Genomic DNA, 22,843 nt, shown 5'->3' on the forward strand with positions numbered 1-22,843 from the left:
AGGCATTGCCGATCCGCGCCTCACATGTCGCTTGGATGGTGCGTCTGCGGTTTGTCAGAAGGCCGCGAGATTGGTCTGGGCGCGACCCAGGATCAGCGCATGAATGTCATGCGTGCCCTCATAAGTGTTGACGGTTTCCAGGTTCTGGGCGTGGCGCATGACGTGGTAGCCGATCTGGATGCCGTTGCCGCCGTGCATGTCGCGGGCCATCCGGGCGATGTCGAGCGCCTTGCCGCAATTGTTGCGCTTGATGATCGAGATCACCTCGGGCGCAAGACGGTCCTGATCAAACAGCTGTCCTACACGAAGCGCTGCCTGCAGGCCAAGTGTGATCTCGGTCTGCATGTCGGCGAGTTTCTTCTGGTAGAGCTGGGTGCCTGCGAGCGGGCGTCCGAACTGTTTGCGGTCGAGCCCGTACTGGCGGGCGCGGTGCCAGCAGTCTTCCGCAGCCCCCATCACGCCCCAGGCAATGCCGTAGCGGGCGCGGTTGAGGCAACCGAACGGGCCGGAGATGCCCTGAACGCCGGGCAGCAGCGCATCTTCGCCGACTTCAACATTGTCCATGACGATCTCGCCGGTGATCGAGGCGCGCAACGAGAGCTTGCCGCCGATCTTGGGCGCGGACAGACCTTTCATGCCTTTTTCCAGAATGAAGCCGCGCATCTTGCCGCCGTGCGCTTCGGACTTGGCCCAGACCACGAAGACATCGGCAATCGGCGCGTTGGAGATCCACATCTTGGATCCGGTCAACCGGTAGCCGTTGTCTGTCTTGACCGCGCGGGTTGTCATCCCGCCGGGATCTGACCCGGCATCGGGTTCGGTGAGGCCGAAACAGCCGATGAATTCGCCGCTGGCCAATTTGGGGAGGTATTTCAGCCGCTGTTCTTCCGAGCCGTAAGCGTAGATCGGGTAGATCACCAGCGAGGACTGCACTGACATCATCGAGCGATACCCGCTGTCGATGCGCTCGACTTCGCGCGCAACAAGGCCGTAGGCGACATAGGACGCGCCGGCGCCGCCGTATTGCTCGGGCAAGGTGACACCCAGGAGCCCCGACGCTCCCATTTCACGGAAGATCTCGGGATCGGAGCGTTCCTCCAGATAGGCAGTTTCAACCCGTGGCGCGAGCTTGTCGGCTGCAAAGGCTGCAGCCGCATCGCGGATCATGCGCTCATCTTCGCCCAGTTGATCCTCAAGCAGGAACGGGTCGGCCCAATTGAAGGTTTGTGATTTGCTGGACATGATCGGGGTTCCTCGCTCCATTGCATCGACTGTGCGCCCGGTGCATTTGATGCATGGGATCACTGTTGTATGATTATTATTGCCTGACACGGCGCAGAGGAAACGCTATTGGTTCATAAGATCATGCATTGAGTGAATGATATGCGCCAACGCCGTTTCCTTCCATCCCAAAGCCAGCTGCTGGCGCTCGAGGCTGTCGTTCGGCGGGGCTCGGTGACTGCGGCGGCAGAGGACCTTCACCTGACGCAAAGCACCGTCAGCCGGTTGATCCAGTCGCTTGAGGCGCAGCTCGGAAGGGAGCTGTTCACCCGGCAACGGAAGAAGCTGATCCCCACCGATGCCGCCCTGACCTATCAACGCGACATCTCGCGCGCGCTCGACATGATCCAGCGCGCCAGCATGTCGCTGGTAACCAATCCCGGTGGTGGTGTGTTGTCGCTTGCCGTTCTGCCCACGCTGGCGACCCGGTGGCTGGGGCCGCGCCTGGGTGGCTTTCTCGGATCGCATCCGGGCATCTCGGTCAATATTGCCACCCGGATCGAGAAGTTCAGTTTCGAGACCGAGATCTTCGACGCGGCGATCTATTTCGGCAACCCCGACTGGCCGGGCGCCAGATCATTCAAGCTGTTTGACGAGCGGGTGACCGCCTGCGCCAGCGCGGAGTTCCTGGAACGAAATCCGGTTTCGGAACCCGCCGATGTGGCAGCCTTGCAGCTGTTGCAACTGGAGACGCGGCAAACCGGATGGGACGACTGGTTTGCCGGTCAGAACGCCACATTCACCGGCGCGACAGGCATGCTGATGGATCAGTTCTCGATGATGATCCAGGCGGCAATTTCGGGCCTCGGGATTGCGCTTCTGCCGGATTATCTGGCCCGAACCGAGATTTCAGAAAATCGGCTGGTGCCGATCCTCAAACCGGCGGTGCCAACGAGCGGTGCCTACTGGCTGATCTGGCCCGGGGAAAAAGACAACTACGCGCCGATTATTGCCTTCAGGGACTGGCTCGCCCGCGAAGTGGCCCGCGATCGTAACATGTAAGGCGGGAATGGCCGAGACATCACTGGATGCTTTCGGCTGTGCATCGAGCACACATCCGCCCGGTCGAATTTGGCTCTAGGATTGACGATTTGGAGGCAACGTCGCCTTGAGTTCTGGTCGATCCCAACCTGCACCGGACGCGGGCCGGTCCATCTGCCGTGTGGCTTCAACCGGTTGCGCATCCGGATGCACCAGACTGAAGCCGAGCCAGTTGTTGGGCCGGGCTCTCAGATACTGTGGCGCATAGTCCACATCAACGCCAAGGCTGGCTGCCGCATGCAGGCCCCAGCGCGGATTGTCGAGCATTGCCCGACCGATGGCGACCATGTCTGCTTTTTGCGCGCCAACCACTTCTTCGGCAAGTTCCGGCGTGGCAATCAGGCCGACTGCCATGGAAACCAGACCGGTGTGTGTCTTGATCAGTGTGGCAAAATCGACCTGATGCCCAGGTGTGGCGGCCGGTATCTTCGAGCCCGGCGCCAGGTTGCCAGCTGACATAACCACATAGTCCACGCCAGCCGTCTCAAGATGTTTGGCAAAAACAACGGCATCATCGATGCTTTGTCCCTCCGGGTGCCAGTCGGTTGAATTGACCCGAACGCCGAACGCCTTGTGCCTTGGCCAGACCTCTCTGACAGCACGAACGACTTCGAGCGGAAACCGCATCCGGTTCTCCGGTGACCCACCGTAGTCGTCCTCACGCTGGTTGGTCACCGGTGACAGGAACTGGTGCAGCAGGTACCCGTGCGCCGCATGGATCTCGACCAGATCGAAATCGGCCCGGTCGGCCCGCCCAGCCGCATCGACAAAGGACTGCCTGACCCGGGACATATCATCCGCGTCCATTTCCCTTGGCACATGCCAGGTCTCGTCATAGGGGATCGCGGAGGGACCGAAGGTCGGCCACGCCCCCTCCTCCGCAGGCAGAGATTCGCCCTTGTTGCGATCCCGGATCGAACGACAGGATGCCCTTCGGCCGGCGTGACCGAGTTGAATGCCGAGCGCCGCACCGGACAGTTTTCTGGCTTCCGTAACAAGCGACTTGAGCGCCGTTTCGTTGGCATCGTTGTAAAGCCCGAGACAGCCGTGGGTGATGCGCCCGGCTGCCTCTGTCGCTGTGGCTTCCATGATGACAAGCCCGGCGCCCGAAAGCATCAGCCCGCCAATATGGATGAGATGCCAGGGCTGCGCCGTGCCCTCAACCGCACTATACTGACACATCGGCGAGACCACGATGCGGTTGTCCACTTGGAGACCACCAATGTCTATCGGCTGAAAAAGCTCGCTCATCTGATGGTCTCCAAAAGTCCGGACTGGCCTGGCGTTGCCGCTGCCTTTACATCACGCCCCAGCGTCTTCCCGGGCACGCTCGAAGCTGAGCTCCGCATAGCCGTTGGCCTTTGCCGCCGTGCAGGCCTCGGCATATTTGTTGAAACCGCCGATGAACATGGTCAGGCCCTGGGATTTGCCTTCGACATTGGCGCCGACCCACCAGGTCTTGGCCTTGCGCACCAGCGACATGGCCGCAAGATTGGTGACCACTTCCATCCAGCGCGTCTCGCCCGCCTCCGTTGCCTCGGCGACGGTGTGGCCGGTCTGTTCCATGTGGGTGATCAAATCGGCAATCCAGTCGACATCATGCTCGCTGATGGTGATGATGTTGGCGAGCGCCGCCGGACCGTTTGGCCCGCAGGTCAGGAACATGTTGGGAAAGCCCTCAACCATCAGGCCGAGATAGGACTGGGCGCCGCCCTGCCATTTGTCGTTGATCGAGCGGCCGTCGCGGCCCTCCACCCGGAACGCCATCAGGGCACCAGTCAATGCATCATAGCCGGTGGCGAAGATGATCATGTCGAGTTCAACTTCGCCCGCTTCGGTGCGGATACCATTTTCGGTGATCTCGACAATCGGATCCTTCAGGCAATCCTTGAGATGGACGTTTGGCAGGTTGTAGGTCTCGTAATATTCCGTATCGAGACAGGGTCGGCGCGCAAACACCGGATAGCCGCGCGGCTTGAGAGCTTCGGCAGTTGTCGGATCCTCGACGACGTCGCTGATCTTATCGCGGACGAATTCGGCGACCTGATCATTGGCAGCCTGATTGACCAGAAGATCCGAAAATGAGCCGAGGAAGGTGTGACCGCCATTGACCCAGGCCTGCTCCATGGTCTGCTTGCGCTGCTCGGGCGGCAGGCTGAAATAGGGCCGCGAAGTTACAGGCCGTGTGCCACCGGTGGGATTGAGCCGCATCGCCGCCCGCATGCCGGGATAGTTGGCTTTCATTTCCGCCTGATATTCGTCCGACAGCGTGTGATTGCGCATCGGCAGGCTCCAGCTTGGCGTGCGCTGATAGACGAAAAGCTCGCCGGCCTGACGACCGACTTCCTGCACGATCTGGATGCCGGAGGAGCCGGTTCCGATGACGCCGACGCGCTTGCCGGTGAAATCAACCTTCTCATGCGGCCATTTCTGCGCCCTTAGAATGCGGCCCTTGAACTTGGCGATGCCCGCGATTTCCGGATCCTTTGGAACAGACAGCGGCCCGGTCGCCATGATGCAGTAAGGAGCCTCGACAATCTCTCCATTGTTCAGCGTTGCCCGCCAGAGTTGGGCTTTCTCGTCCCATACGGCGCTTTCAACGCGGGTATTGAAGAGAAAGTTGTCGCGCAGCTTCAGCTTGTCGGCGACAAAGTTGGCATAGGCGAGGATTTCCGGCTGGGCGGCAAACTGTTCGGACCAGCTCCATTCCTGCTGGATCTCGTCGGAGAAGCCATAGCTGTAGTCGACGCTCATCAGGTCACACCGCGCGCCCGGATAACGGTTCCAGTACCAAACACCGCCGACATCGCCGCCGGCCTCGATGCCGACGACGTTCTTGCCCATCTCGCGGAAACGGTAGACGGCGTACATGCCGCCGAAGCCGGCGCCGACAACAATGATGTCAACGCGCCTGGTGGTCGGATGTCCTGTCTGGGAATTCATGTCGATACCTCTCGGCTGATTTTCAAATTTTCGGGTCTGTGAAATGCAACGCTGGTTGGCAGCGACGCGGTCGTTGACGTGGGCTGGACCGGGTGCATCACTTGGAGCCCCCCGCTTTGAGACGGCGCACCAGCGCCCCGAGTTCCCCAACCACGCCGCGCCTGAAGAACAGGATGACCGCGAGCAGGATCACGCCCTGGGAAATCAGCGCCCATTCGGCGAACTGCGCCAGATAATCGTTGAGCGCGATGACGATGCCTGCGCCGACCATCGGACCGGCGAGCGTTCCAAGGCCGCCAAGCAGCGTCATGAAGATCACCTCGCCGGAGACATTCCAGGAGACATCGGTCAGGGTGGCGAACTGGAACACGGTGGCCTTGAGCCCGCCCGCCAGACCGGCCATGCCGGCAGACAGTGTCATCGCAACCAGCTTGTAGCGCTCAGGCTTGAAGCCCAGTGATTCCACTCTCGGTTCGTTGTCACGGATTGCCTTGAGCACTTCACCGAAGGGCGAATGGACCACACGGTAGAAGAACGCCACCGCCAGCACCGTGATCGCCAGCACGAAATAGTAGAACGAGAAATTGTCCGACAGGTCGATGAAGCCGAAGATCTCGGTGCGCGGGATGCGCTGCATGCCATCTTCGCCGCCGGTAAACTCGGACTGCAGCAGCAGAAAATAGACGAACTGGGCGATGGCGAAGGTAATCATGGCAAACTGGATGCCGGTTCTGCGCACCGCCACCAGTCCGACTAAAAACCCCATCACGGCGGCGACCAGAGTACCACCGATGAGTGCTATCTCGAGCGAGACGCCGGTGGTCTTGAGGATCTGACCGGTAATGTAGGCGGCGGTGCCGAAGAACATCGCCTGACCGAAGCTGAGCAGCCCGGCATAGCCCAGCAGAAGGTTGAACGAGGATGCAAAGATGACAAAGACGAGGATTGTCATCAGCGTGACGGAATAGACGAAGAATGGTGCGATCAGCGCCAGAATGAGGATCGCGGCCAGGCCCAGATAGCGGATCATCACGCGCCCTCCTTCTTCGAAAACAGACCCTGGGGGCGCAACACAAGTGCGAAGATCATGATCACGAAGATCACCAGATTGGCGCCTTCAGGATAGAAAACCTTGGTCAGCCCCTCGACCACGCCCAACAGATAACCGGTCAGGATGGCGCCCATGATCGAGCCCATGCCGCCAATCACCACGACGGCGAAGATGACAATCATCAGGCTAGAGCCCATTGACGGAGACACCTGGTAGATCGGTGCAGCCAGGACCCCGCTCAAGCCCGCCAGACCGACGCCGAAGGCATAGGTCAGCGTGATCATGCGCGGCACGTTGATGCCGAAGGATTCGACGATCTCGGGATTTTCGTTGGCAGCCCTGAGATAGGATCCAAGCTTGGTGTGCTCGATCAGATACCAGGTGCCAAGGCACATGGCGAAGGAGAACAGCACCACCCAGAGCCGGTACCAGGGCAGGAACATGAAGCCCAGATTGACGCCGCCGGGGATCGGCGAGGCATAGGGCAACCCCGAAGAGCCATATTGCTGCCGGATCAGCCCTTCGACGATCAGTGTCACCGCATAGGTGGCGAGCAATCCGTAGAGATGGTCGAGATGGTGGATGGGTTTGAGCACAAGCCGCTCCATCACCATGCCGAAAATGGCCACCACGACCGGCGCTATGAAAAGCGCGCCCCAGTAGTTGATACCGAGCGTGTTGAGCAGCAGCCAGGCGATGAAAGCGCCAAGCATGTACTGCGCGCCATGGGCGAAGTTCACCACATGCATCAGGCCGAAGATGATCGCCAGCCCCATGGAGAGCATGGCGTAGAATGATCCGTTTATCAGGCCGATCAGCAGTTGGCCCATGAGGAGTTGAATTGTAATGCCATCAAACATCGCCGCTTACACTCCCAGATAGGTTTTGACGCGGGCCATGTTGGCCTGCAGCTGATCGGCGGCCAGAACATCGACAACCTGGCCATGCTCGACCACGACGTGACGGTCGGCGACCATCTGCGCGAATTTCAGGTTCTGCTCGACGAGCAGAATGGTGTAGCCGCGCTCTTTCAACCGCAGGATCTGCTGGCCGATCTCCTTGACAACGACAGGAGCGAGACCCTCGCTTGGCTCATCGAGCAACAGGAACCGGCTGCCCGTGCGCAGGATCCGGGCGATGGCCAGCATCTGCTGTTCGCCACCCGAGAGCCTGGTGCCCATGCTGTGCTGGCGGGCGCGCAGATTGGGGAACTGTTCAAGCAGCTCTTCGTCGGTGGAGCCGCCCGAACTGAGCACAGGCGGCAGCCCGAGATTTTCGCGAACCGTCAGCGAGGAGAAGATCGCCCGCTCTTCCGGGCAGTAGGCAATGCCCTGCCGCGCGATCTGGAAGGTCTGCTTGCCGATCAGCTCATCGCCCTTGAAGCAGATCGAACCCTTGCGCTTGCGCACGATCCCCATGATCGAACGCAGCGTGGTGGACTTGCCCGCGCCATTGCGGCCAATCAGTGTCACCAGTTCGCCTTCGGGAACCTCAAAATTCATGCCGTGCAAGGCCTGGGATTCGGCGTACCAGGCACTCAGGTTTTCGACCTTAAGCAGCGGGGCCTTTGTGACATCAGAGCTCATCGACGCCTCCCATGTAGGCGGCGATCACTTCCGGATCGCTCGACACTTCGGCATAGGTGCCTTCGGTCAGAACCTGACCCTGCTTGAGCACCGTGATCCGCTCACTGAGACTGGAGACCACCGACAGATTGTGCTCGATGATGACAATGGTGCGATCCTTGCTGACCTTGGCGATCAGATCGGTGATCGGCTTGATATCCTCGTGCCCCATGCCTGCCGTCGGCTCGTCAAGCAGCATGACAGATGGATCGAGCGCCAGGGTGGTTGCGATTTCGAGCGCGCGTTTCTTGCCATAGGACAGATCGGAGGCAGGGACAGATGCGCTATCGCCAAGCCCGACCTCCAATAGTAGCGCCATGGCACGCTCGTTGAGGTCGGAAATGGCGCGCAGCGAGCGCCAGAACCGGAAGGATTTTCCATATTTCGACTGAAGCGCAACGCGCACGTTTTCGAGGCACGTGAGGTTTGGAAACGTAGCGGAGATCTGAAACGAACGCACCAGCCCGAGCCGGGCCACATCCGAGGTCGGAAGCCGGGAGATATCCTTTCCCTCGAGGAAAATCTGCCCGGTTGTTGGCCGCAACGCTTTGGTCAGCATGTTGAAACAGGTGGTCTTGCCTGCACCGTTCGGGCCGATCAGCGCATGCACAGAGCCGCGCCGGATCTTCAGATCAACATCCTTGACCGCATAGAAGCCATTGAAAGACTTGCTGATACCCCTGGCTTCAAGGGCGTAGTCGGTGGCAGGCACGTGTCCGGCCGCCGGCCTCTTCTCGTCAGATAATTGCATCACCCTTCTCTCCTCCCTCGCGGCGCATCAGGATGGCAACCCGAGCACAGCCTTGGCCAGAATTGTCCGCTGGATTTCGTTGGACCCGCCAAAGATCGCCAGCGCACGGGAATCCAGATAAAGGTTCATCGCGTCGACCTGCCCGTCCCCTGCAGGCAGATCATCGAGGAACCGCGCCTCCTCACCAGCGATATCGAGCGTTTCCTCGGTGATGCGCTGATAGAGCTCGGAGCAGAAGATCTTGAGAACGGACACATCCGCACCGAGGCTGCCGCCGTCACGCAATTGCTTGGCAAAGCGTTCAAACGCCGATCCGAGATCGTAGAGATCCAGCCGCAACTGCGCATAGCGCGCCACGAATGCCGCATCCTCGAAAGCACCGCGGGCTTCAGCCAGTGTCTCTAGCCGCGAGAGCGCGATTTCAGGACGCGACGGCGCGCCCAGGAAAATTCGCTCGTGGCCCAGCACCGCCTTGGCCAGCGTCCAGCCCTTGTCGACCTCGCCAACCAGGTTTTCGGCCGGAACGCGGACGTTTTCGAAGAAGACTTCGCAGAAATCAGCTTCCTGGCGCAGATTCTCGATCGGGCGCACTGTGACGCCCGGCGAGGTCAGGTCGACCAGAAGCACGGTGATGCCCTTCTGCTTGACCTTCTCGTCACGCGAGGTGCGGGTCAGCAGCAGGATCCAGTTGGCGCAATGGGCGAGCGTGGTCCAGATCTTCTGGCCGTTGACGACAAAGGTGTCGCCCTCGCGCACCGCAGCGGTGCGCAGGCTGGCAAGGTCGGAGCCCGCGCCCGGTTCCGAGTAGCCCTGGCACCAGACGTCTTCGCCCGACAGGATGCGGGGCAGATAACGGGCCTTCTGCGCCTCCGTGCCGAACTCGATCAGTAACGGCCCGACAAGGCCAATCCCGTGGTCGGGAATGCGCGGGCAACCAAGCCGTGCCCATTCCTCGACATAGATGATGTGCTTGGCGGCATTGAGCCCCATGCCGCCAAATTCCTGCGGCCAGACCGGCGACAGCCAGCCCTTTTCGGCCAACGCGTGATACCAGTCAGCGACTTCATCAAACACCGGCCGCTGCTTGCGCATGTTGCGCAGGCGCGCGGGGCAGTTTTCGTCCACCCAGGTGCGGAAGATCTGCCGGAATTCGGCGTCAGAGAGGCTGTTCCAGTCTTGCTGCTGTTGCATCACAACTCGTCCTTGAACACCGGCGCGCGCTTTTCGACAAAGGCGCGCATGGCTTCCTTGCTGTCTTCGTGTTTGGTCATTTCCACGGTCAGATTCTGCTCGAACCGGTAGCCGTCCTTCAGCCCCATCGTCTCGACGGTGTTGATGGCGCGCTTGGCGAGGCGGATCGCAGCAGGGCTTTTGGAGGCAATGTTGCGGGCTAGATCCATGGCCGTATCCATCAGCTCTTCAGGCTCGACGCAGGCCTCGATCAGGCCGCGGCGATAGAGCTCTTCGGCGGGCGCCCGCCAGCCGGTCAGAACCATGCGTCGGGTCAGGCCCTGCGGGAACACCCGCATGGTGTGCCGGACGCCGCCCATCAGTCCGATGTCGATTTCCGGCAGGCCGAAGGAAGCGTTCTTGGAAGCGACGATCATGTCGCTGCAGATCGCCAGTCCCATGCCTGCGCCAAGGGCGACGCCATTGACGGCAGCAATCACCGGAACGTTCATCTCGATGATGACGAAGCCGACTTCACGGGCACGTCGCAGATGGCGGTTGGTATCACCGGGCGTGCCCTGGCCGACCTTGGCGCGAGATTTGATGTCGGCGCCCGCGCAAAAACACTTGCCGGCGCCCGTGAGTACCACCACCCGTACGCCGGGTGTTTCATTCAACTCGTCAAAGACCGAGATCAGTTCTTCGACCATCTCCCGGCTCTGGGCGTTGACCGGCGGGGCATCCATCGTGACGACGGCGATGTGATCCTCGATGACGGTCTTGATCAGATTGTTTTCCATGTCTGCTCCTTCAGGATGCACGCTCGAGCGCAACAAATTGCAGCCGCAGCTGCGCGGGATTTCCAAGGGTGGCGTTCAGATTGACGGCACGTTTCATGTAAAGTCCGATGTCGCATTCATCGGTGAAACCCATGGCGCCGTGCAGGTGTATGGCCTTGCGCGAGATATCGACGGCCGCATCACCGGCACGGGCTTTGGCAGCCAGAACCGCAAGTGCTGCCGGTTTGCCCGGTTCGTCGACCAGCCGTTCAAGCGCATTGACAATGGCTGCGCAGGCAAATTCGGCAGCGCCCCACATGTCCACCAGACGGTGCTGGATGGCCTGAAAGCTTGCGACCGGCTTTCCGAATTGCACCCGTTCCTTGGTATAGGTGACGGTGTCTTCGAGCGCCTTTGAGCCGGCGCCCGCCAATTCTGCAGCAAGTGTCAGTCGTGTCGCCTGAATGGCGTCCTCGAGCAGGCCGCTTCCGAGAAGCCCACGCGCCAGAACCTGCGCTGCGGCAACCCGGCAGTTGTCAAACCGGATCTGCGAAAGTGTCGCCCCGTCGACTGTCGGCCGCTCGGATAGCGTCAGGCCCGTGGTCTCCTTCGGCACGCTGATCAGCACCCGTTCGTCCTGCAAGCGGGCGACAACAAGGAAAACATCAGCGGAAGCTGCCGCCACGACCAGTTCAGCTGCGCCCGAAAGCGTTACACCATCAGCGTCAACGGTGGCGTTGACTGCAGCAAACCCGCCCGACATGTCCTGCCATGCAGGCGTTACGATCAGGCTGCCTGAAACAAGCCCTTCGGCCAGGCGCGTCCGCTCTTGCCCAGCCTGAGCACCGGCAAGCAATGTTCCGGCAAAGACCGAAAGTTGCGCCAGCGGCTCGGTGATCAACGCCCGGCCCAGCGCTTCGCTCAGAATGGTCTGCTCGGACAGTCCAAGTTCGGCGCCGCCGAGATCCTCGGGAAGCATCAGGCCAAGCCAGCCAGCCTCGGCCATGGCCGACCAGATGTCGCGATCAAGATCCCAGCCCGCATCGCGCCGCGCCCTGAGCGCCTTGGGGCCATCGAAGCGCTGAGCGAAAGCCGCAACGCTGTCGCGCAGCATGGCAAACGTGCCGTCCTGGTCTTCAAGAATGATTTCGGGCATAGGGCCTCCATAAGAAAACGACAGTGTGTCGACGCGGGAACGACGTCAGGCTGGCAGCACGTAATCGGCGAATTGTTCGCGCAATTTCATTTTCTGCAGTTTGCCGGTCGCGGTGTGCGGCAGTTCGTCGACAAAGGCGACGTCATCAGGCAGCCACCATTTCACCACGCGTTCCGACAGGAACTCGAGGATCTCGGGACCGGTCACCTGGGAGCCCTTCTTGCGCACCACGATCAGCAGCGGTCGTTCCTGCCACCTCGGGTGCGGCCGCGAGATAACGGCGGCCTCTTCGATTTCCGGATGCGCCATTGCGGCATTTTCCAGGTCGATCGAACTGATCCACTCGCCGCCCGACTTGATCACGTCCTTGGACCGGTCGGTGATCTGCACGTAGCCGTCGGCGTCGAGCCTAGCGACGTCACCGGTCGAGAACCAGCCGTCCTTGTCGAGAACGTTGCCACCTTCGCCGCGGAAATATCCGGCAGTGACCCATGGGCCCCGTACCTGCAGATCACCGGACTGACCGTTGCCTGCGGGAATTTCAGACCCATCCTCGCCAATCACACGCAGCTCGACGCCGCACATGGCGCGGCCCTGCAGCACCTGGATATCCACCTGCTTCTCGACCGGCAGATCGCGATGCTTGGGCAGCAGGTTTCCAATCGTTGCCACCGGGCTGGTTTCACTCATGCCCCAGGCCTGAATGACGAAGACACCGATCGTATGGAATTTCTCGATCACCGTGCGGGGTGCTGCCGCGCCGCCGATGACAACGCGCTTGAGAGACAGTTTCGCAGGATCCGCAGCCGGGTTGGTTTCGAGGTATTTGAAGAAGCCCATCCAGACCGTCGGCACGCCCAGGCTGAAGCTGCATTTCTCGGCCACCGCCAGATCATAGAGGCTTTGGCCATCAAGCTGCGGGCCGGGCAGAACCAGCTTGGCACCGCACATGGCAGAGGCGTAGGGCACACCCCAGGCGTTGACGTGGAACAACGGCACCGCGAGCAATGTGCTGTCGGCGCTGCTCAGCTGCAGCCCGTCCATCTGACAGACCAACAACGAGTGAAGATAGGTAGAGCGATGGCTGTAGAGCACACCTTTTGGATTGCCCGTGGTGCCAGAGGTGTAACACAGCGACGAGGCTGCGTTCTCGTCAAACACCGGCCATTCGAAATTGCCGTCCTGCGGGGCGATCAGGTCCTCATAGGCCTCAGCCCGCTCAGGCATTCCGGCCATATGATCAGCATCGGTCATGGCGACAAAGCGCCTGACTTTCGGCAAGGCCGGCGTCAGGTCACGGACCAGATCGGCGAAGGTTAAGTCAAAGAACAGCACGCCGCTTTCGGCATGATTTAGAATGTACTCGATCTGCTCGGGAAACAGCCGCGGGTTGACCGTGTGCAACACGGCGCCGATGCCGGAAACGGCAAAATAAAGCTCGAGATGGCGATGGGTGTTCCAGGCCAGTGTCGCAACACGGTCGCCCGGTTTGACGCCCATGGCAAGAAGCGACTGGGCAAGCTGCTTGGCGCGGTGGGACAAGGTCCGATAGTTGCTGCGGACGATTGTCTGCTCGCATGTCTTTGAAACAATTTCAGTATCTGGATGGTATCGCCGCGCATGTTCAAGCAAGCTTGAAATCATCAGCGGATGCCCCTGCATAAGGCCCTGCATACCAATCTCCTCCCATGTAGCCGCGGACAATGCCTCCCAGCCGTCCACATTCAGATTATCGGCACTCTGCCCATGATGAGAAGGAAAACCTTCATCTGAAGGAGAGTTTCACAAATGTGAATTTCCTCGCAGAACATGGATGTATCGCCAGCCTAAGTACGAGCCCTACCGCCCACCATCGGATGCCTGACCTGCCGCACCAAACGAGGTCCAGCCGCCATCGACATAGAGAATGCCGCCGTTGATGTAGGATGCGCCGGGCGACGTCAGGAACAGGGCGGCGTCGGCGACGTCTTCCGGTCGACCCATGTCGCCAAGCGGTATCCGCCGACGAATCGAATCGCTGTCGATCTTGGCCGACTGCTCCAGCGCCGCGACACCCGGGGTGCGGATATAGCCCGGCGCCAGCGTGGCGCTGCGGATGCCTTTTGAGCCAAGTTCAGCGGCAAAACAGCGTGTCAGGATGTCGATCGCAGCTTTCGATGCGCCATAGGCATGACGCGGCGCAAACGGCAGGAATGTGTTGATCGAGCCGACATTGAGGATGAAACCCGCCCTGCCCGTCATCAGTGCCAGCGCCGCCTTGGCGCACATGAATGCGCCGGCGAGGTTAACGTCCATAACCCGCTTGAGATCATTGCTGTCCTGCTCAAGCGCGGGCTTGAACAGATCGGCGATGCCGGCATTGTTGATCATCACGTCGACATGGCCGAAATGTTTGGCGATCTGCGCAAAGGCATCCGTCACCGATTGCTCGGAGCTGATATCGGCCTCAATCGCCATGTGTCCATCACCGAGCGCCTTGGCAGCCTCGCGCACCGCGTCACCGTCATTGTCAATCAGGGCAACATGGTCGCCATTGGCTGCAAAGCTCGAGGCAATCGCCCTGCCGATGCCGTTGCCCGCGCCGGTGACAACGACCACGCGGGGCGCAGAGTCAGCCGCAGGGCGTGCGAGCTCAGTTGCGGGCACGCCGTCGACTGGTGGATGGGCAGTTCCGGGCTGGTTGAACGACATCCAGCCGCCATCAGCCACGACAACGGATCCGGTGACGTAGCGCGCAGCGTCAGACGCCAGGAAACCTGCGACCGAAGCGATCTCGTCTGACCGGCCCAACCGGCCGACCGGAATCCGCTGGCGCACCAGCGAAAGATCCGCTTTACCTTCCTTTTCGAGCGCTGCGACCATCGGCGTGCGGATGTATCCCGGCGCAATCGCCGTCACCCGCACCTTGCGGGCAGCCCATTCGCAGGCCAGCGACTTGGTCATGGAGATCAGCGCTGCTTTCGATGCCGCATAGGCATTGCGCCCGGGATTGCCCAGCACACCTGCAAGCGATGCGGTGTTGACGATCGCTCCACCTGCCTCCGGCATGCGCCTTGCTGCCTCGCGCGCCATGGCGAACGGGCCATAGAGGTTTGTCCGGATGGCTTTCTGGAAACCTGCCATATCGGTCTCAAGCGTCGGCTGCATCGTCGGGCCGACGGCTGCGTTGTTGAGCAGCACATCGACATGATCGACAACACCGTCAATCCGCTCGAACAGCTCGATGATGTTGGCCTCATCCGAGAGATCGCATTCAAAGGCAAAATGCTGATCTCCCAGCGCCTGTACCGCTTCAGTCAATCCGCTTTGCGCCATGTCGACGCCGATCAGCAGATCACCGCGTTCGGCAAATTCTGCCATCATGGCGCGGCCGACGCCGCCAGCTGCACCGGTAATGATTACGACGCGGGGATTGCTCATCTCTGCCTGGTCCTCAATCTGTTTCAATCCTTGGAGACGAGCCGCCGGAAATAACCATCTCCGTACAAAAGCCCCTCGCCCTCGTTGGTAGCCATCGAGACAACGCGCCCGAGAAAAAGGCTGTGACCGCCACAGGAAAAAACCTCGACCAGCCGGCAATCAAAGGCGCCGACGGCGCCCTCTAGAAGCGGAGACCCTGTCACTGCGGTGAGCCAGTTGCCTTCGCTGAAAAGAGCTGACCCTTCTGCTTCCATGCTGGAAAACCGCCGCGCCATCCGCGCCTGCGTGTCGGCCAGAAAACTCACGCCAAAAGCCTGGGAACGGGCCACCATCCTGGCAACGGCAGAGCCCTGCTTGATGCTGACCAGAAGTGTTGGCGGCTCCATCGTCGCCGAACAGACAGTCACTGCCGTCACGCCGTCGCGCTCGTCACCGAATGCCGCGGTGACCAGACCAACGGGCTGCACAATCGCCCGCATGCCTGCAATATAGGCCTCGGTCGAAACGGTCTCGGCTATGTCTGCTGGCACGTTGTTCAAACCATGCTCCCGGTATCATGTCCTGTAAAAGATGCGTTCGTTCTGAAATTCAGTAGCGTCATGCGTAAATTGACGGAGTTCGGCGAAGGGCTCGATCAACCAGCCCTGCCCTTGCCCATGTGATAGACCGGGTCATTGGGGTAATTGCTGCCGATGGGCGTACGTGGCCCGAAGCGAACTTCCTCGCTCTCCTCGGGCACGGCTTGCGCTTCGACCCAGTCAAACACCACCGTGCGCTCAAGCACACGCCATTCGCCATTCCGCTTCTCGAACACATCGCAGTAGCGACCGCTGAGCGCGAACTGACGGACAACGCCATCGGCACCGGCGCCGCGCTGCAGCGCGGAGAAATAGCTTTCCACATGGGCAGTCGTTGCGGACTGCAACTCGATCAGCACATTGCTGATGGCGTGGATATTGCGTGGCCCCTTGGCCCAGACCGCCTTGGCCCATTCGACAAAACCGTCAATCGGGCCGTTGTAGCTGCCGTGATTGTCGATCGCATCGGGCCAATAGGCCGAGCGCAGGGTGGCCTCGTCAGCGCGATCAATGCCACGGCAATAAAGATAGAGACAATCGCGAATGGCCTCACGGTCCATCAGTTCGACAATCCTGGCTTCCATGTCAGTCGCGGTCATTGGCGGTCTCCTCATTGAGAACAATCAGCGCATCCAGTGGCACGACGCCCTGCCCGCGCGGCAAGACACGCACTGGATTGAGGTCAATGCTTTCAACCCGGTCAGCATGGGCGGCGGCAAAACGCGACAGATCCGACAGGAAGCGTGCCAACGCCTCGACGTCGGATGGCGGCGCACCGCGAACACCTTCAAGCATCGCAAACCCGCGGATCTCGCGGATCATCCGCATGGCTTCCGCTTCATCGAAGGGTGCCGCGCGGAACGTCACGTCCTTGAGTACCTCGACGAAGATACCGCCGAGGCCGAACATGACGACAGGCCCCAGCACCGGATCCTGCATCACCCCGACAATGGTCTCGACCCCATCGGGCGCCATCGGCGCAACCAGAATGCCATCGATCCTTGCATCAGGCGCATGTTCGGACGCTGATTTGAGAATGGTTTCTGCCGCCTGGCGTGCCGCATCTGCATCACGCACATTGACAGCCACGGCGCCGACCTCGGTCTTGTGTGCAATATCCGGCGAGCAGATCTTGAGAACGACCGGGAAGCCCAGCTGGCTTGCGGCTTCACCAACGTCCCCGCCTACAGGTACCAGATGCTCGCCAGGGAAAGCCAGCCCGGCCTGCCCGAGAATGGCTTTCGCCTGGGCTTCGCTCAGCGGACCTTTCGGCATGTCGAAACGCTGTCCCTGCGCAACCTCTGCGGCATTGCGGTTCCGCTCGAAACTCTGTTTGAGCCAGACCAGGGCGCCAAGTGCCCGGGCAAGTGCCGAGCCGTCCTCGAACACCAGGAAACCGTCCTGCTCGTACTGGCGCACAACAGTATCGGGCGCCGACATGGTGAGGCCTCGGATCTTGCCGTCCTGCCCGTCCATCGCCGCCATCAGAGCATTGCGCAGCGGGTCGGCAAAGTTCTTCGACGATGGCCCGGTGCCGAGGATGGCGGTAAAGATATCGTATCCGCCCTCGGTGATCATCGCCCGCACATATCTGGTCAGCATGTCCATATCGCTGACCACCTGCGCGGTCGCATCAACCGGATTGCGCGGCGACGAATAGGGCAGCATCTCCTTGAGCTTGCCTTGGGCCGCTTCAGGCATGGGCGCCACATCAAGACCGGCCGCTTCCGCGTCGTCTGCCAACTGGATGCCAAAGCCGCCCGACATCGTGAAGATGCCGACGCGGTTGGAGGGAGGATAGATACCTGACGCGCAGGCATACGCGACATCCAGTTGCTCGGCGGTGGTGGCAGCGCGATAGACGCCATACTGGCGCAACACCGCGTCAAAAACCGCATCCGAACCTGCGAGCGAAGCCGTGTGCGAGGCAGCGGCTTCAGCGCCGACATCAGAGCGGCCGGTTTTCATGAAGATGATGGCTTTCTCAGCCTTACGGGCCCGTTCAAGCGCGGCGATGAAAGTGTCGCGGTCACGCACGCCCTCGGCATAAGCCATGATCACGTTTGTTTCGGGCTGCTGCACCATCCAGTCGATGGTTTCAGCAACGTCGATATCGCACTCATTGCCGGTGGTGACCCAGTGGCTGATGCCGAGGCCACGCTTGCGGGCGAGATGGGCGACGTGGGCTCCATAGGCTCCGCTTTGCGAAACAATCCCGACCGGGCCTGGTGTAATAAGCTGATTGTCGAGCACCACGGAAAACGTGCCAAAATATCCTATCGAAGGATTGAAGACGCCCAGGCAGTTTGGTCCCAGCAGGCGCATGCCGCTGTTCCTGGCGATAGATACCATATCCTTTTGCAACCGTTCGCCGTCTGCGCCCGTTTCGGCAAAGCCGGCCGAAAACACGATGGCGGATTTCACTCCTGCTTGCGCGCAATCCTCGACCGCCTGGCGGGTCAGGTGTGCAGGCACGGCAAGAATGGCGGTGTCGGGGACGACAGGAAGCGCTGCGATGCTGGCGAAGGCTGGCAGCCCCTGCACGGTTTCGCGCTTGGGATTGACCGGAAGCACGGCGCCCTTGAAACCGCCCTCTTTGAGATAGCGCAACGGGCGGCCACCGATCCGTGTTGGATCATCGGATGCGCCAACAAGCGCCACACTGCGCGGGGCAAGCAGGGTCGAGAAATCTGATGTCATGACGGCAGGCCCTGGGTTTGTCCGAAGCGCGGTTCGGGCAGGCCTGTGACGCCAAGGCCCTCGAGCGCATAAAGTGCGCCCCCGTGCGGATGCCGGGAAACGGCGCGGCCAGACCCTGAATCCTTGATGGAGGTTACGAAAAGCGTCGACAGGTCCGGTCCGCCGAATGTCATGCAGGTCGGCATGTCGGTCGGCGCCTCGACGAGACAGTCGAGCTTTCCGTCCGGCGTGAAGCGACCGATCTTGCCGGCCTGGACCAGCGCAACCCAGATGCAGCCTTCGCTGTCGACGGTCGCGCCGTCGGGACCGGAATCAAATTCGGCCGTATCAACATGGATCCGGGGCCTGTCGAGGGTGCCGTCGTCCTTGTCGTAGGAATAGGCCCGCACCTTGCGGTCGAGGCTGTCGGAAAAATACATGGTCGACCCGTCGGGGCTGAAGCACAGGGAATTCGAGATCCGGATGCCGTTCGCCAGCACATCGGCCTTGCCATTGCTGTCGACCCGGATGAGTTCGCCGCAGGACTCCGCAAACACACCCATCGAGCCGCACAGGAACCTGCCCTGGCGGTCAACCTTGCCATCATTGAACCGGATCCGGTCACTGGCCTTGGGCAACTTGTAGAGAGGTGTGCAATCGCCGCTGGCGATATCGACCAGATAGATGCCGTCGACCAGACCGGCCACAAGCTTGCCGTCCTGGCCCAGGCCGATGGACCCGATCGTCGAGGGGACCTCGATCTGGCTGAAGGTGCCCGCCAATGTGTCGTGCACCCTGATCAGTCGCGAAACGCCATCGACCCAGTAAAGCGTCGCGTTCTGCGGATCCCATACAGGACTTTCACCGAGCATGTCGGCTGTCGGAGAAATGCGCCGGGCGGTTACGTTTCTGGCTATCTTGGTCATATCGCACTCTGGAGTGTGTTCGATAAAAGGCGCGGCCGGAGAGCCATCTCCGGCCGCGCTGGTTCCGACTGAACTACTTCAGCAGGGCGCAGGCGCTTTCGCTTGCCGGCCGCCAGGCGTCTTCGGCAGCGATCTCGCCGATCATTTCGTAGTAGTCCCAGTCACCCTTGGATTCCGCAGGCGATTTCACCTTCGAGGAAAGCATGGGCTTCATGACCACGCCATCAGCACGGATTTTCGCATCCTTGATGATCGCGTCGTTGACTGGTGTCGCGCGCATCGATGTCATCACGGAGACGCCGTCATCCGCACCGGCCTCGGCAACGGCCTTGAGGTAATGCATGACCGCCGAATAGGTGATCAACTGCGCTTCGTTGGGCTTCCTGCCGTTAAAGGCATCGCTGAAGCGCTGGGCAAGCGCGCGGCTGTCGTCGTCTCGATCCCAGTAGGCGGCGCTCGAAAACACCAGTCCCTTGGTCGACTCCAGGCCAATGGCATGGACGTTGTTGATCAGGATGCCGAGCGGAGCAAGGCTCTGGCCAGCAGCAGTGATGCCAAACTCATTAGCCTGCTTGATCAGGTTGCCCAGATCCGCGCCAGCATTGGCAATGCCGATGGCCTTGGCGCCACTGGCCTGGGCCTGGAGCAGCTGAGACGAGAAATCGTTTGTGCCGAGCGGGTGCAGCGTCGAGCCGATAACCTTGCCACCGGCAGCTTCGATGAAGCGTGTCGCATCTTCCTGCCAGGCCTTGCCGAACGCGTAGTCGACAGTGATGAAGTACCAGGAGTCCATTCCCTGAGCCATCTGGGCCGCGACCGCGCCCTTGGCCAGGGTATAGGTGTCAAACCCCCAGTTGGTGGTCATCGGAGAACAGGATTCGTTGGTCAGTGCAGCCGAAGCTGTTCCTGCGACAAGATAGGGCTTTTGCTTGTCGCGCATGATGTCGTTCACGGCGAGCGCGATGGACGAAGCGGAACAGCCGACAATCGTGTCGACGCCTTCTTCATCGACCCATTTCAGCGCCTGGGCGGCCCCGATGTCAGGCTTGTTCTGGTCGTCAGCAACCACAACCTCGATAGGTGATCCGTTGACAGTATCGCCAAAGTCCTCGACCGCGAGCTTGACCATGACAACCGAGCCAGGTCCGCAATTGTCGGCATAGGGGCCAGACTGGTCGGCCATGACGCCGATGCGGACCACGTTGTCCGAGTTTTCAGCACTGGCTGGCGACGTCACGAGCGCAGTGGTGAGCATCAGCATGCCTGCCACGCCAGTGGTTTTTCTGAATATATTCATGATTTCCTCCCGTTGAGTTTCAGTCCAGATTTCCTCTCGCGTCCCGCGCATTGGCACTCCTGCCGGCTACGAGAACGCGTACGTAATTCCTCCGTCGACAAACAACATGTCACCTGTGACGTAGGATGACTCCTCAGATGCCAGGTAGACCGCAGCACGGGCGATATCCTCAGGTTCGCCCAGCCGGCCCAGCGGCACACGTTGACGGCGACGCTCCCATGCGTCTTCCGTTACCACCCGCATCGCACCGTCTGTGCGGGTGGAACCCGGAGCAATTGCATTGACCCGGATATTGTCGGCGCCGAACTCTGCGGCGCCGCTGCGTGTTGCCGCTGCAACCGCTGCCTTGATCGCGCTGTACATGATGCCGTGTTTCATCGCGAGAACCGCTGAGGGTGACGCGATATTGACGATCGCTCCACCGCCTGCGGCTCGCATCTGCTCGAGAACCGCCTGGTAGCCCCAGATCACGCCCTTGAACCCGACGTCGATCATCCGACCGATTGTTTCTTCGGTCTGCTCCTCAAGTGGCCCGTAGCGGTTCCACATGGCATTGTTGACCAGCACCGTCACCGGCCCGAAAGCCTCCTGCGTGGCCTCTGCCGCAGCAAAGACCTCATCGCGCTTTGCTGCATTGCCGGCAATTGCGATCGCCCGGCCGCCAGCGGCGCGGAGTTCCTCGGCCGCCTGTTCGGCTGTGTCCTGCTTGATGTCGACGACGCCGACAGCCGCACCTTCACGTGCATAGGCCTCACAGATGGCGCGACCAATACCCTGGCCGCCGCCAACGACGAGCGCCGCACGCCCTTCAAGCCGACCCGTCATAGTGACGTGTTCCGATAGTGCATCTGAAGTCCTCCAACTTGCAGTCCTCCGGCGGCGCGCAAGACAGCCTCCGCTGTCTCCTCCTGTCGCGCCCCAACGAGCCTGCTTCCTGAAAAGAAACTGGCATGTTTCCTCCAATTCCAGTAGAAATATTCTTATGTGGGGTGGAATTTCACAGATGTGAATTTGGGAGGAGAATTGGCCATGGCGAATCCGCAGGTCAAATCAGCGACACGCGCCATTGAAATCCTGGAATATTTCAAGCTGTCGCAACAGCCGCGATCAATGTCGCAGATAGCCAGCGATCTGGGCTATCCGCAGTCGAGCACCACGGTCATGCTCAAGACCCTGGTAAATCTGGGGTATCTCAATTTCGACAGGAGCACGCGCGACTACTTCCCAACGCCGAAGCTCACCGCGCTGGGAGACTGGATTCCGCGGGTGATGTTCGGCTCCGGGCAGATGATCGACGCGCTGAACGATCTGCACGCGGCCACCGGCGAGGGCGTGTTTCTGGGCACCAAGAACGACATTTATCTGCAATATACCCGCACCAAGGAATCCATTCACGCGCTGCGCTTTCACATCGATGAGGGTTTCATGCGTCCCCTCACACTGTCAGCGGCGGGTTGGGTTCTGCTCAGCACTTTGCCGGAAGACAAGATCGACAACATCGTCCGCCGGGCCAATATCGCTACGCCGAACCCTGCTGAGCGAACGGAGACCAAGACGATCCTGGCGCGGATCACGGAGATACGGTCGAACGGTTACGCCTATGCGGAAAACATGCCGCTCGAAGGAGGCTCAACCCTCGCGCTCAGGCTTCCTGCCGAACTTCAGGGGCAGCCAGTGGCGTTGGCGCTAGGCGGCGTCACCGAGCGGTTCAAGAAGAATTTTGCCGCTTACAAGACGGCGCTATTTGCTGCTGCGGAAGCGGTCAAACAGGACAATGACTTCGATCTTCCGGTCCGCATCAGCCTTTGACAACTGGACCGGAAACCCGATAAAAACCGGCACCAGTCGAGCAAGAACTACTTCGCCCGGCTGGTTGGGACTGTCCGGAATTATTTTTCAACCGCATTCAAATCAGCCGCGAGCGCCTGCGGCGTTTGATTCGGAAAAGGAAGAGACTGCCGGGGCAATCCGAGGAAAGAAGCCCTTTGTTCCCAACAACCTGACCTGGCCAACAGGATCCGGAACCAATCAGGGCCGCCGGATGTGTTTGTGTTCGAAATGGCTTGCAATGGGCCCTAAAGCCTAGCCAGTAATCAAATATTCGATTAAATATCAGAAGCTTAGTTCACAATCTGAAGTCGCCGTG

At 60.5% G+C, this 22,843-nt stretch carries 20 protein-coding genes; 2 read left to right on the plus strand and 18 right to left on the minus strand.

The window, feature by feature from the left end:
• Positions 1–54 precede the first annotated feature (54 nt).
• A complete protein-coding gene (locus WNZ14_RS15010) occupies positions 55–1,242 on the minus strand; it encodes an acyl-CoA dehydrogenase (protein WP_342869450.1) in 1,188 nt (395 codons plus the stop codon).
• 141 nt (positions 1,243–1,383) lie between these two features.
• Here WNZ14_RS15010 and WNZ14_RS15015 point away from each other — a divergent pair, with 141 nt between their 5' ends.
• Positions 1,384–2,283: a LysR family transcriptional regulator gene (locus WNZ14_RS15015; protein WP_342869451.1), complete on the plus strand. Its 900-nt coding sequence runs from the start codon at positions 1,384–1,386 to the stop codon at positions 2,281–2,283.
• 75 nt (positions 2,284–2,358) lie between these two features.
• Here the strand turns inward: WNZ14_RS15015 and WNZ14_RS15020 are convergent, their stop codons facing one another.
• The 17 genes from WNZ14_RS15020 to WNZ14_RS15100 all read right to left on the minus strand — a co-directional run bounded on the left by WNZ14_RS15020 (position 2,359) and on the right by WNZ14_RS15100 (position 21,522).
• Positions 2,359–3,573 carry an NADH:flavin oxidoreductase/NADH oxidase gene (locus tag WNZ14_RS15020; protein ID WP_342869452.1) on the minus strand — a complete coding sequence of 405 codons (1,215 nt, stop codon included), beginning with the start codon at positions 3,571–3,573 and terminating at the stop codon, positions 2,359–2,361.
• A 51-nt stretch (positions 3,574–3,624) separates the two neighbouring features.
• Positions 3,625–5,265, minus strand: a complete 1,641-nt coding sequence (locus WNZ14_RS15025) for an NAD(P)/FAD-dependent oxidoreductase (protein WP_342869453.1) — start codon at positions 5,263–5,265, stop codon at positions 3,625–3,627.
• A gap of 97 nt (positions 5,266–5,362) precedes the next feature.
• Entirely contained in the window at positions 5,363–6,295 is a 933-nt protein-coding gene (locus WNZ14_RS15030) for a branched-chain amino acid ABC transporter permease (protein ID WP_342869454.1), read from the minus strand.
• Positions 6,295–7,176 carry a branched-chain amino acid ABC transporter permease gene (locus WNZ14_RS15035; protein WP_342869455.1) on the minus strand — a complete coding sequence of 294 codons (882 nt, stop codon included), beginning with the start codon at positions 7,174–7,176 and terminating at the stop codon, positions 6,295–6,297. The genes WNZ14_RS15030 and WNZ14_RS15035 overlap by 1 nt, the downstream gene beginning before the upstream one ends.
• A gap of 6 nt (positions 7,177–7,182) precedes the next feature.
• Positions 7,183–7,902, minus strand: coding sequence for an ABC transporter ATP-binding protein (locus tag WNZ14_RS15040; RefSeq protein WP_342869456.1), 720 nt, complete (start codon positions 7,900–7,902; stop codon positions 7,183–7,185).
• Positions 7,892–8,617, minus strand: coding sequence for an ABC transporter ATP-binding protein (locus tag WNZ14_RS15045; RefSeq protein WP_342870242.1), 726 nt, complete (start codon positions 8,615–8,617; stop codon positions 7,892–7,894). The genes WNZ14_RS15040 and WNZ14_RS15045 overlap by 11 nt, the downstream gene beginning before the upstream one ends.
• A 102-nt stretch (positions 8,618–8,719) precedes the next feature.
• Complete coding sequence (locus tag WNZ14_RS15050; RefSeq protein WP_342869457.1) at positions 8,720–9,883, minus strand: acyl-CoA dehydrogenase family protein; 1,164 nt, start codon at positions 9,881–9,883, stop codon at positions 8,720–8,722.
• Entirely contained in the window at positions 9,883–10,662 is a 780-nt protein-coding gene (locus WNZ14_RS15055; protein WP_342869458.1) for an enoyl-CoA hydratase/isomerase family protein, read from the minus strand. Before WNZ14_RS15055 ends, WNZ14_RS15050 begins: the two co-directional genes overlap by 1 nt.
• 10 nt (positions 10,663–10,672) lie before the next feature.
• Positions 10,673–11,797: an acyl-CoA dehydrogenase family protein gene (locus tag WNZ14_RS15060; RefSeq protein WP_342869459.1), complete on the minus strand. Its 1,125-nt coding sequence runs from the start codon at positions 11,795–11,797 to the stop codon at positions 10,673–10,675.
• 45 nt (positions 11,798–11,842) lie between these two features.
• Positions 11,843–13,471 (minus strand): long-chain fatty acid--CoA ligase, encoded by a 1,629-nt coding sequence (locus tag WNZ14_RS15065; RefSeq protein WP_342869460.1) that lies wholly within the window; start codon positions 13,469–13,471, stop codon positions 11,843–11,845.
• Between the two features lie 165 nt (positions 13,472–13,636).
• A complete protein-coding gene (locus WNZ14_RS15070) occupies positions 13,637–15,217 on the minus strand; it encodes a glucose 1-dehydrogenase (protein WP_342869461.1) in 1,581 nt (526 codons plus the stop codon).
• Between the two features lie 23 nt (positions 15,218–15,240).
• Positions 15,241–15,747, minus strand: a complete 507-nt coding sequence (locus tag WNZ14_RS15075) for a flavin reductase family protein (protein ID WP_342870243.1) — start codon at positions 15,745–15,747, stop codon at positions 15,241–15,243.
• A gap of 104 nt (positions 15,748–15,851) precedes the next feature.
• Positions 15,852–16,394 (minus strand): nuclear transport factor 2 family protein, encoded by a 543-nt coding sequence (locus WNZ14_RS15080; protein WP_342869462.1) that lies wholly within the window; start codon positions 16,392–16,394, stop codon positions 15,852–15,854.
• Positions 16,381–18,495 (minus strand): acetate--CoA ligase family protein, encoded by a 2,115-nt coding sequence (locus tag WNZ14_RS15085; protein ID WP_342869463.1) that lies wholly within the window; start codon positions 18,493–18,495, stop codon positions 16,381–16,383. The genes WNZ14_RS15080 and WNZ14_RS15085 overlap by 14 nt, the downstream gene beginning before the upstream one ends.
• Complete coding sequence (locus WNZ14_RS15090) at positions 18,492–19,400, minus strand: SMP-30/gluconolactonase/LRE family protein (RefSeq protein ID WP_342869464.1); 909 nt, start codon at positions 19,398–19,400, stop codon at positions 18,492–18,494. The genes WNZ14_RS15085 and WNZ14_RS15090 overlap by 4 nt, the downstream gene beginning before the upstream one ends.
• Positions 19,401–19,473: 73 nt before the next feature.
• Positions 19,474–20,697: an ABC transporter substrate-binding protein gene (locus WNZ14_RS15095; protein ID WP_342869465.1), complete on the minus strand. Its 1,224-nt coding sequence runs from the start codon at positions 20,695–20,697 to the stop codon at positions 19,474–19,476.
• A gap of 66 nt (positions 20,698–20,763) precedes the next feature.
• The gene (locus tag WNZ14_RS15100) at positions 20,764–21,522 is read right to left on the minus strand and encodes a glucose 1-dehydrogenase (protein ID WP_342869466.1); all 759 of its coding nucleotides are present in this window, start codon (positions 21,520–21,522) and stop codon (positions 20,764–20,766) included.
• Between the two features lie 204 nt (positions 21,523–21,726).
• On the opposite strand from WNZ14_RS15100, the gene WNZ14_RS15105 reads away from it, so the two are divergent.
• Entirely contained in the window at positions 21,727–22,506 is a 780-nt protein-coding gene (locus WNZ14_RS15105) for a helix-turn-helix domain-containing protein (RefSeq protein WP_342869467.1), read from the plus strand.
• The last annotated feature ends 337 nt before the right edge of the window (positions 22,507–22,843 follow it).

This window comes from Hoeflea sp. AS60, from assembly GCF_038900115.1.
Classification (GTDB): domain Bacteria; phylum Pseudomonadota; class Alphaproteobacteria; order Rhizobiales; family Rhizobiaceae; genus Hoeflea.

Bases quoted from the DNA above. Each gene is read 5' to 3' on its own strand.
- WNZ14_RS15010 (WP_342869450.1), bottom strand. From the start codon at position 1,242: ATGTCCAGCAAATCACAAACCTTCAATTGGGCCGACCCGTTCCTGCTT.
- WNZ14_RS15015 (WP_342869451.1), top strand. From the start codon at position 1,384: ATGCGCCAACGCCGTTTCCTTCCATCCCAAAGCCAGCTGCTGGCGCTC.
- WNZ14_RS15020 (WP_342869452.1), bottom strand. From the start codon at position 3,573: ATGAGCGAGCTTTTTCAGCCGATAGACATTGGTGGTCTCCAAGTGGAC.
- WNZ14_RS15025 (WP_342869453.1), bottom strand. From the start codon at position 5,265: ATGAATTCCCAGACAGGACATCCGACCACCAGGCGCGTTGACATCATT.
- WNZ14_RS15030 (WP_342869454.1), bottom strand. From the start codon at position 6,295: ATGATCCGCTATCTGGGCCTGGCCGCGATCCTCATTCTGGCGCTGATC.
- WNZ14_RS15035 (WP_342869455.1), bottom strand. From the start codon at position 7,176: ATGTTTGATGGCATTACAATTCAACTCCTCATGGGCCAACTGCTGATC.
- WNZ14_RS15040 (WP_342869456.1), bottom strand. From the start codon at position 7,902: ATGAGCTCTGATGTCACAAAGGCCCCGCTGCTTAAGGTCGAAAACCTG.
- WNZ14_RS15050 (WP_342869457.1), bottom strand. From the start codon at position 9,883: ATGCAACAGCAGCAAGACTGGAACAGCCTCTCTGACGCCGAATTCCGG.
- WNZ14_RS15055 (WP_342869458.1), bottom strand. From the start codon at position 10,662: ATGGAAAACAATCTGATCAAGACCGTCATCGAGGATCACATCGCCGTC.
- WNZ14_RS15060 (WP_342869459.1), bottom strand. From the start codon at position 11,797: ATGCCCGAAATCATTCTTGAAGACCAGGACGGCACGTTTGCCATGCTG.
- WNZ14_RS15065 (WP_342869460.1), bottom strand. From the start codon at position 13,471: ATGCAGGGCCTTATGCAGGGGCATCCGCTGATGATTTCAAGCTTGCTT.
- WNZ14_RS15070 (WP_342869461.1), bottom strand. From the start codon at position 15,217: ATGAGCAATCCCCGCGTCGTAATCATTACCGGTGCAGCTGGCGGCGTC.
- WNZ14_RS15080 (WP_342869462.1), bottom strand. From the start codon at position 16,394: ATGACCGCGACTGACATGGAAGCCAGGATTGTCGAACTGATGGACCGT.
- WNZ14_RS15085 (WP_342869463.1), bottom strand. From the start codon at position 18,495: ATGACATCAGATTTCTCGACCCTGCTTGCCCCGCGCAGTGTGGCGCTT.
- WNZ14_RS15090 (WP_342869464.1), bottom strand. From the start codon at position 19,400: ATGACCAAGATAGCCAGAAACGTAACCGCCCGGCGCATTTCTCCGACA.
- WNZ14_RS15095 (WP_342869465.1), bottom strand. From the start codon at position 20,697: ATGAATATATTCAGAAAAACCACTGGCGTGGCAGGCATGCTGATGCTC.
- WNZ14_RS15100 (WP_342869466.1), bottom strand. From the start codon at position 21,522: ATGACGGGTCGGCTTGAAGGGCGTGCGGCGCTCGTCGTTGGCGGCGGC.
- WNZ14_RS15105 (WP_342869467.1), top strand. From the start codon at position 21,727: ATGGCGAATCCGCAGGTCAAATCAGCGACACGCGCCATTGAAATCCTG.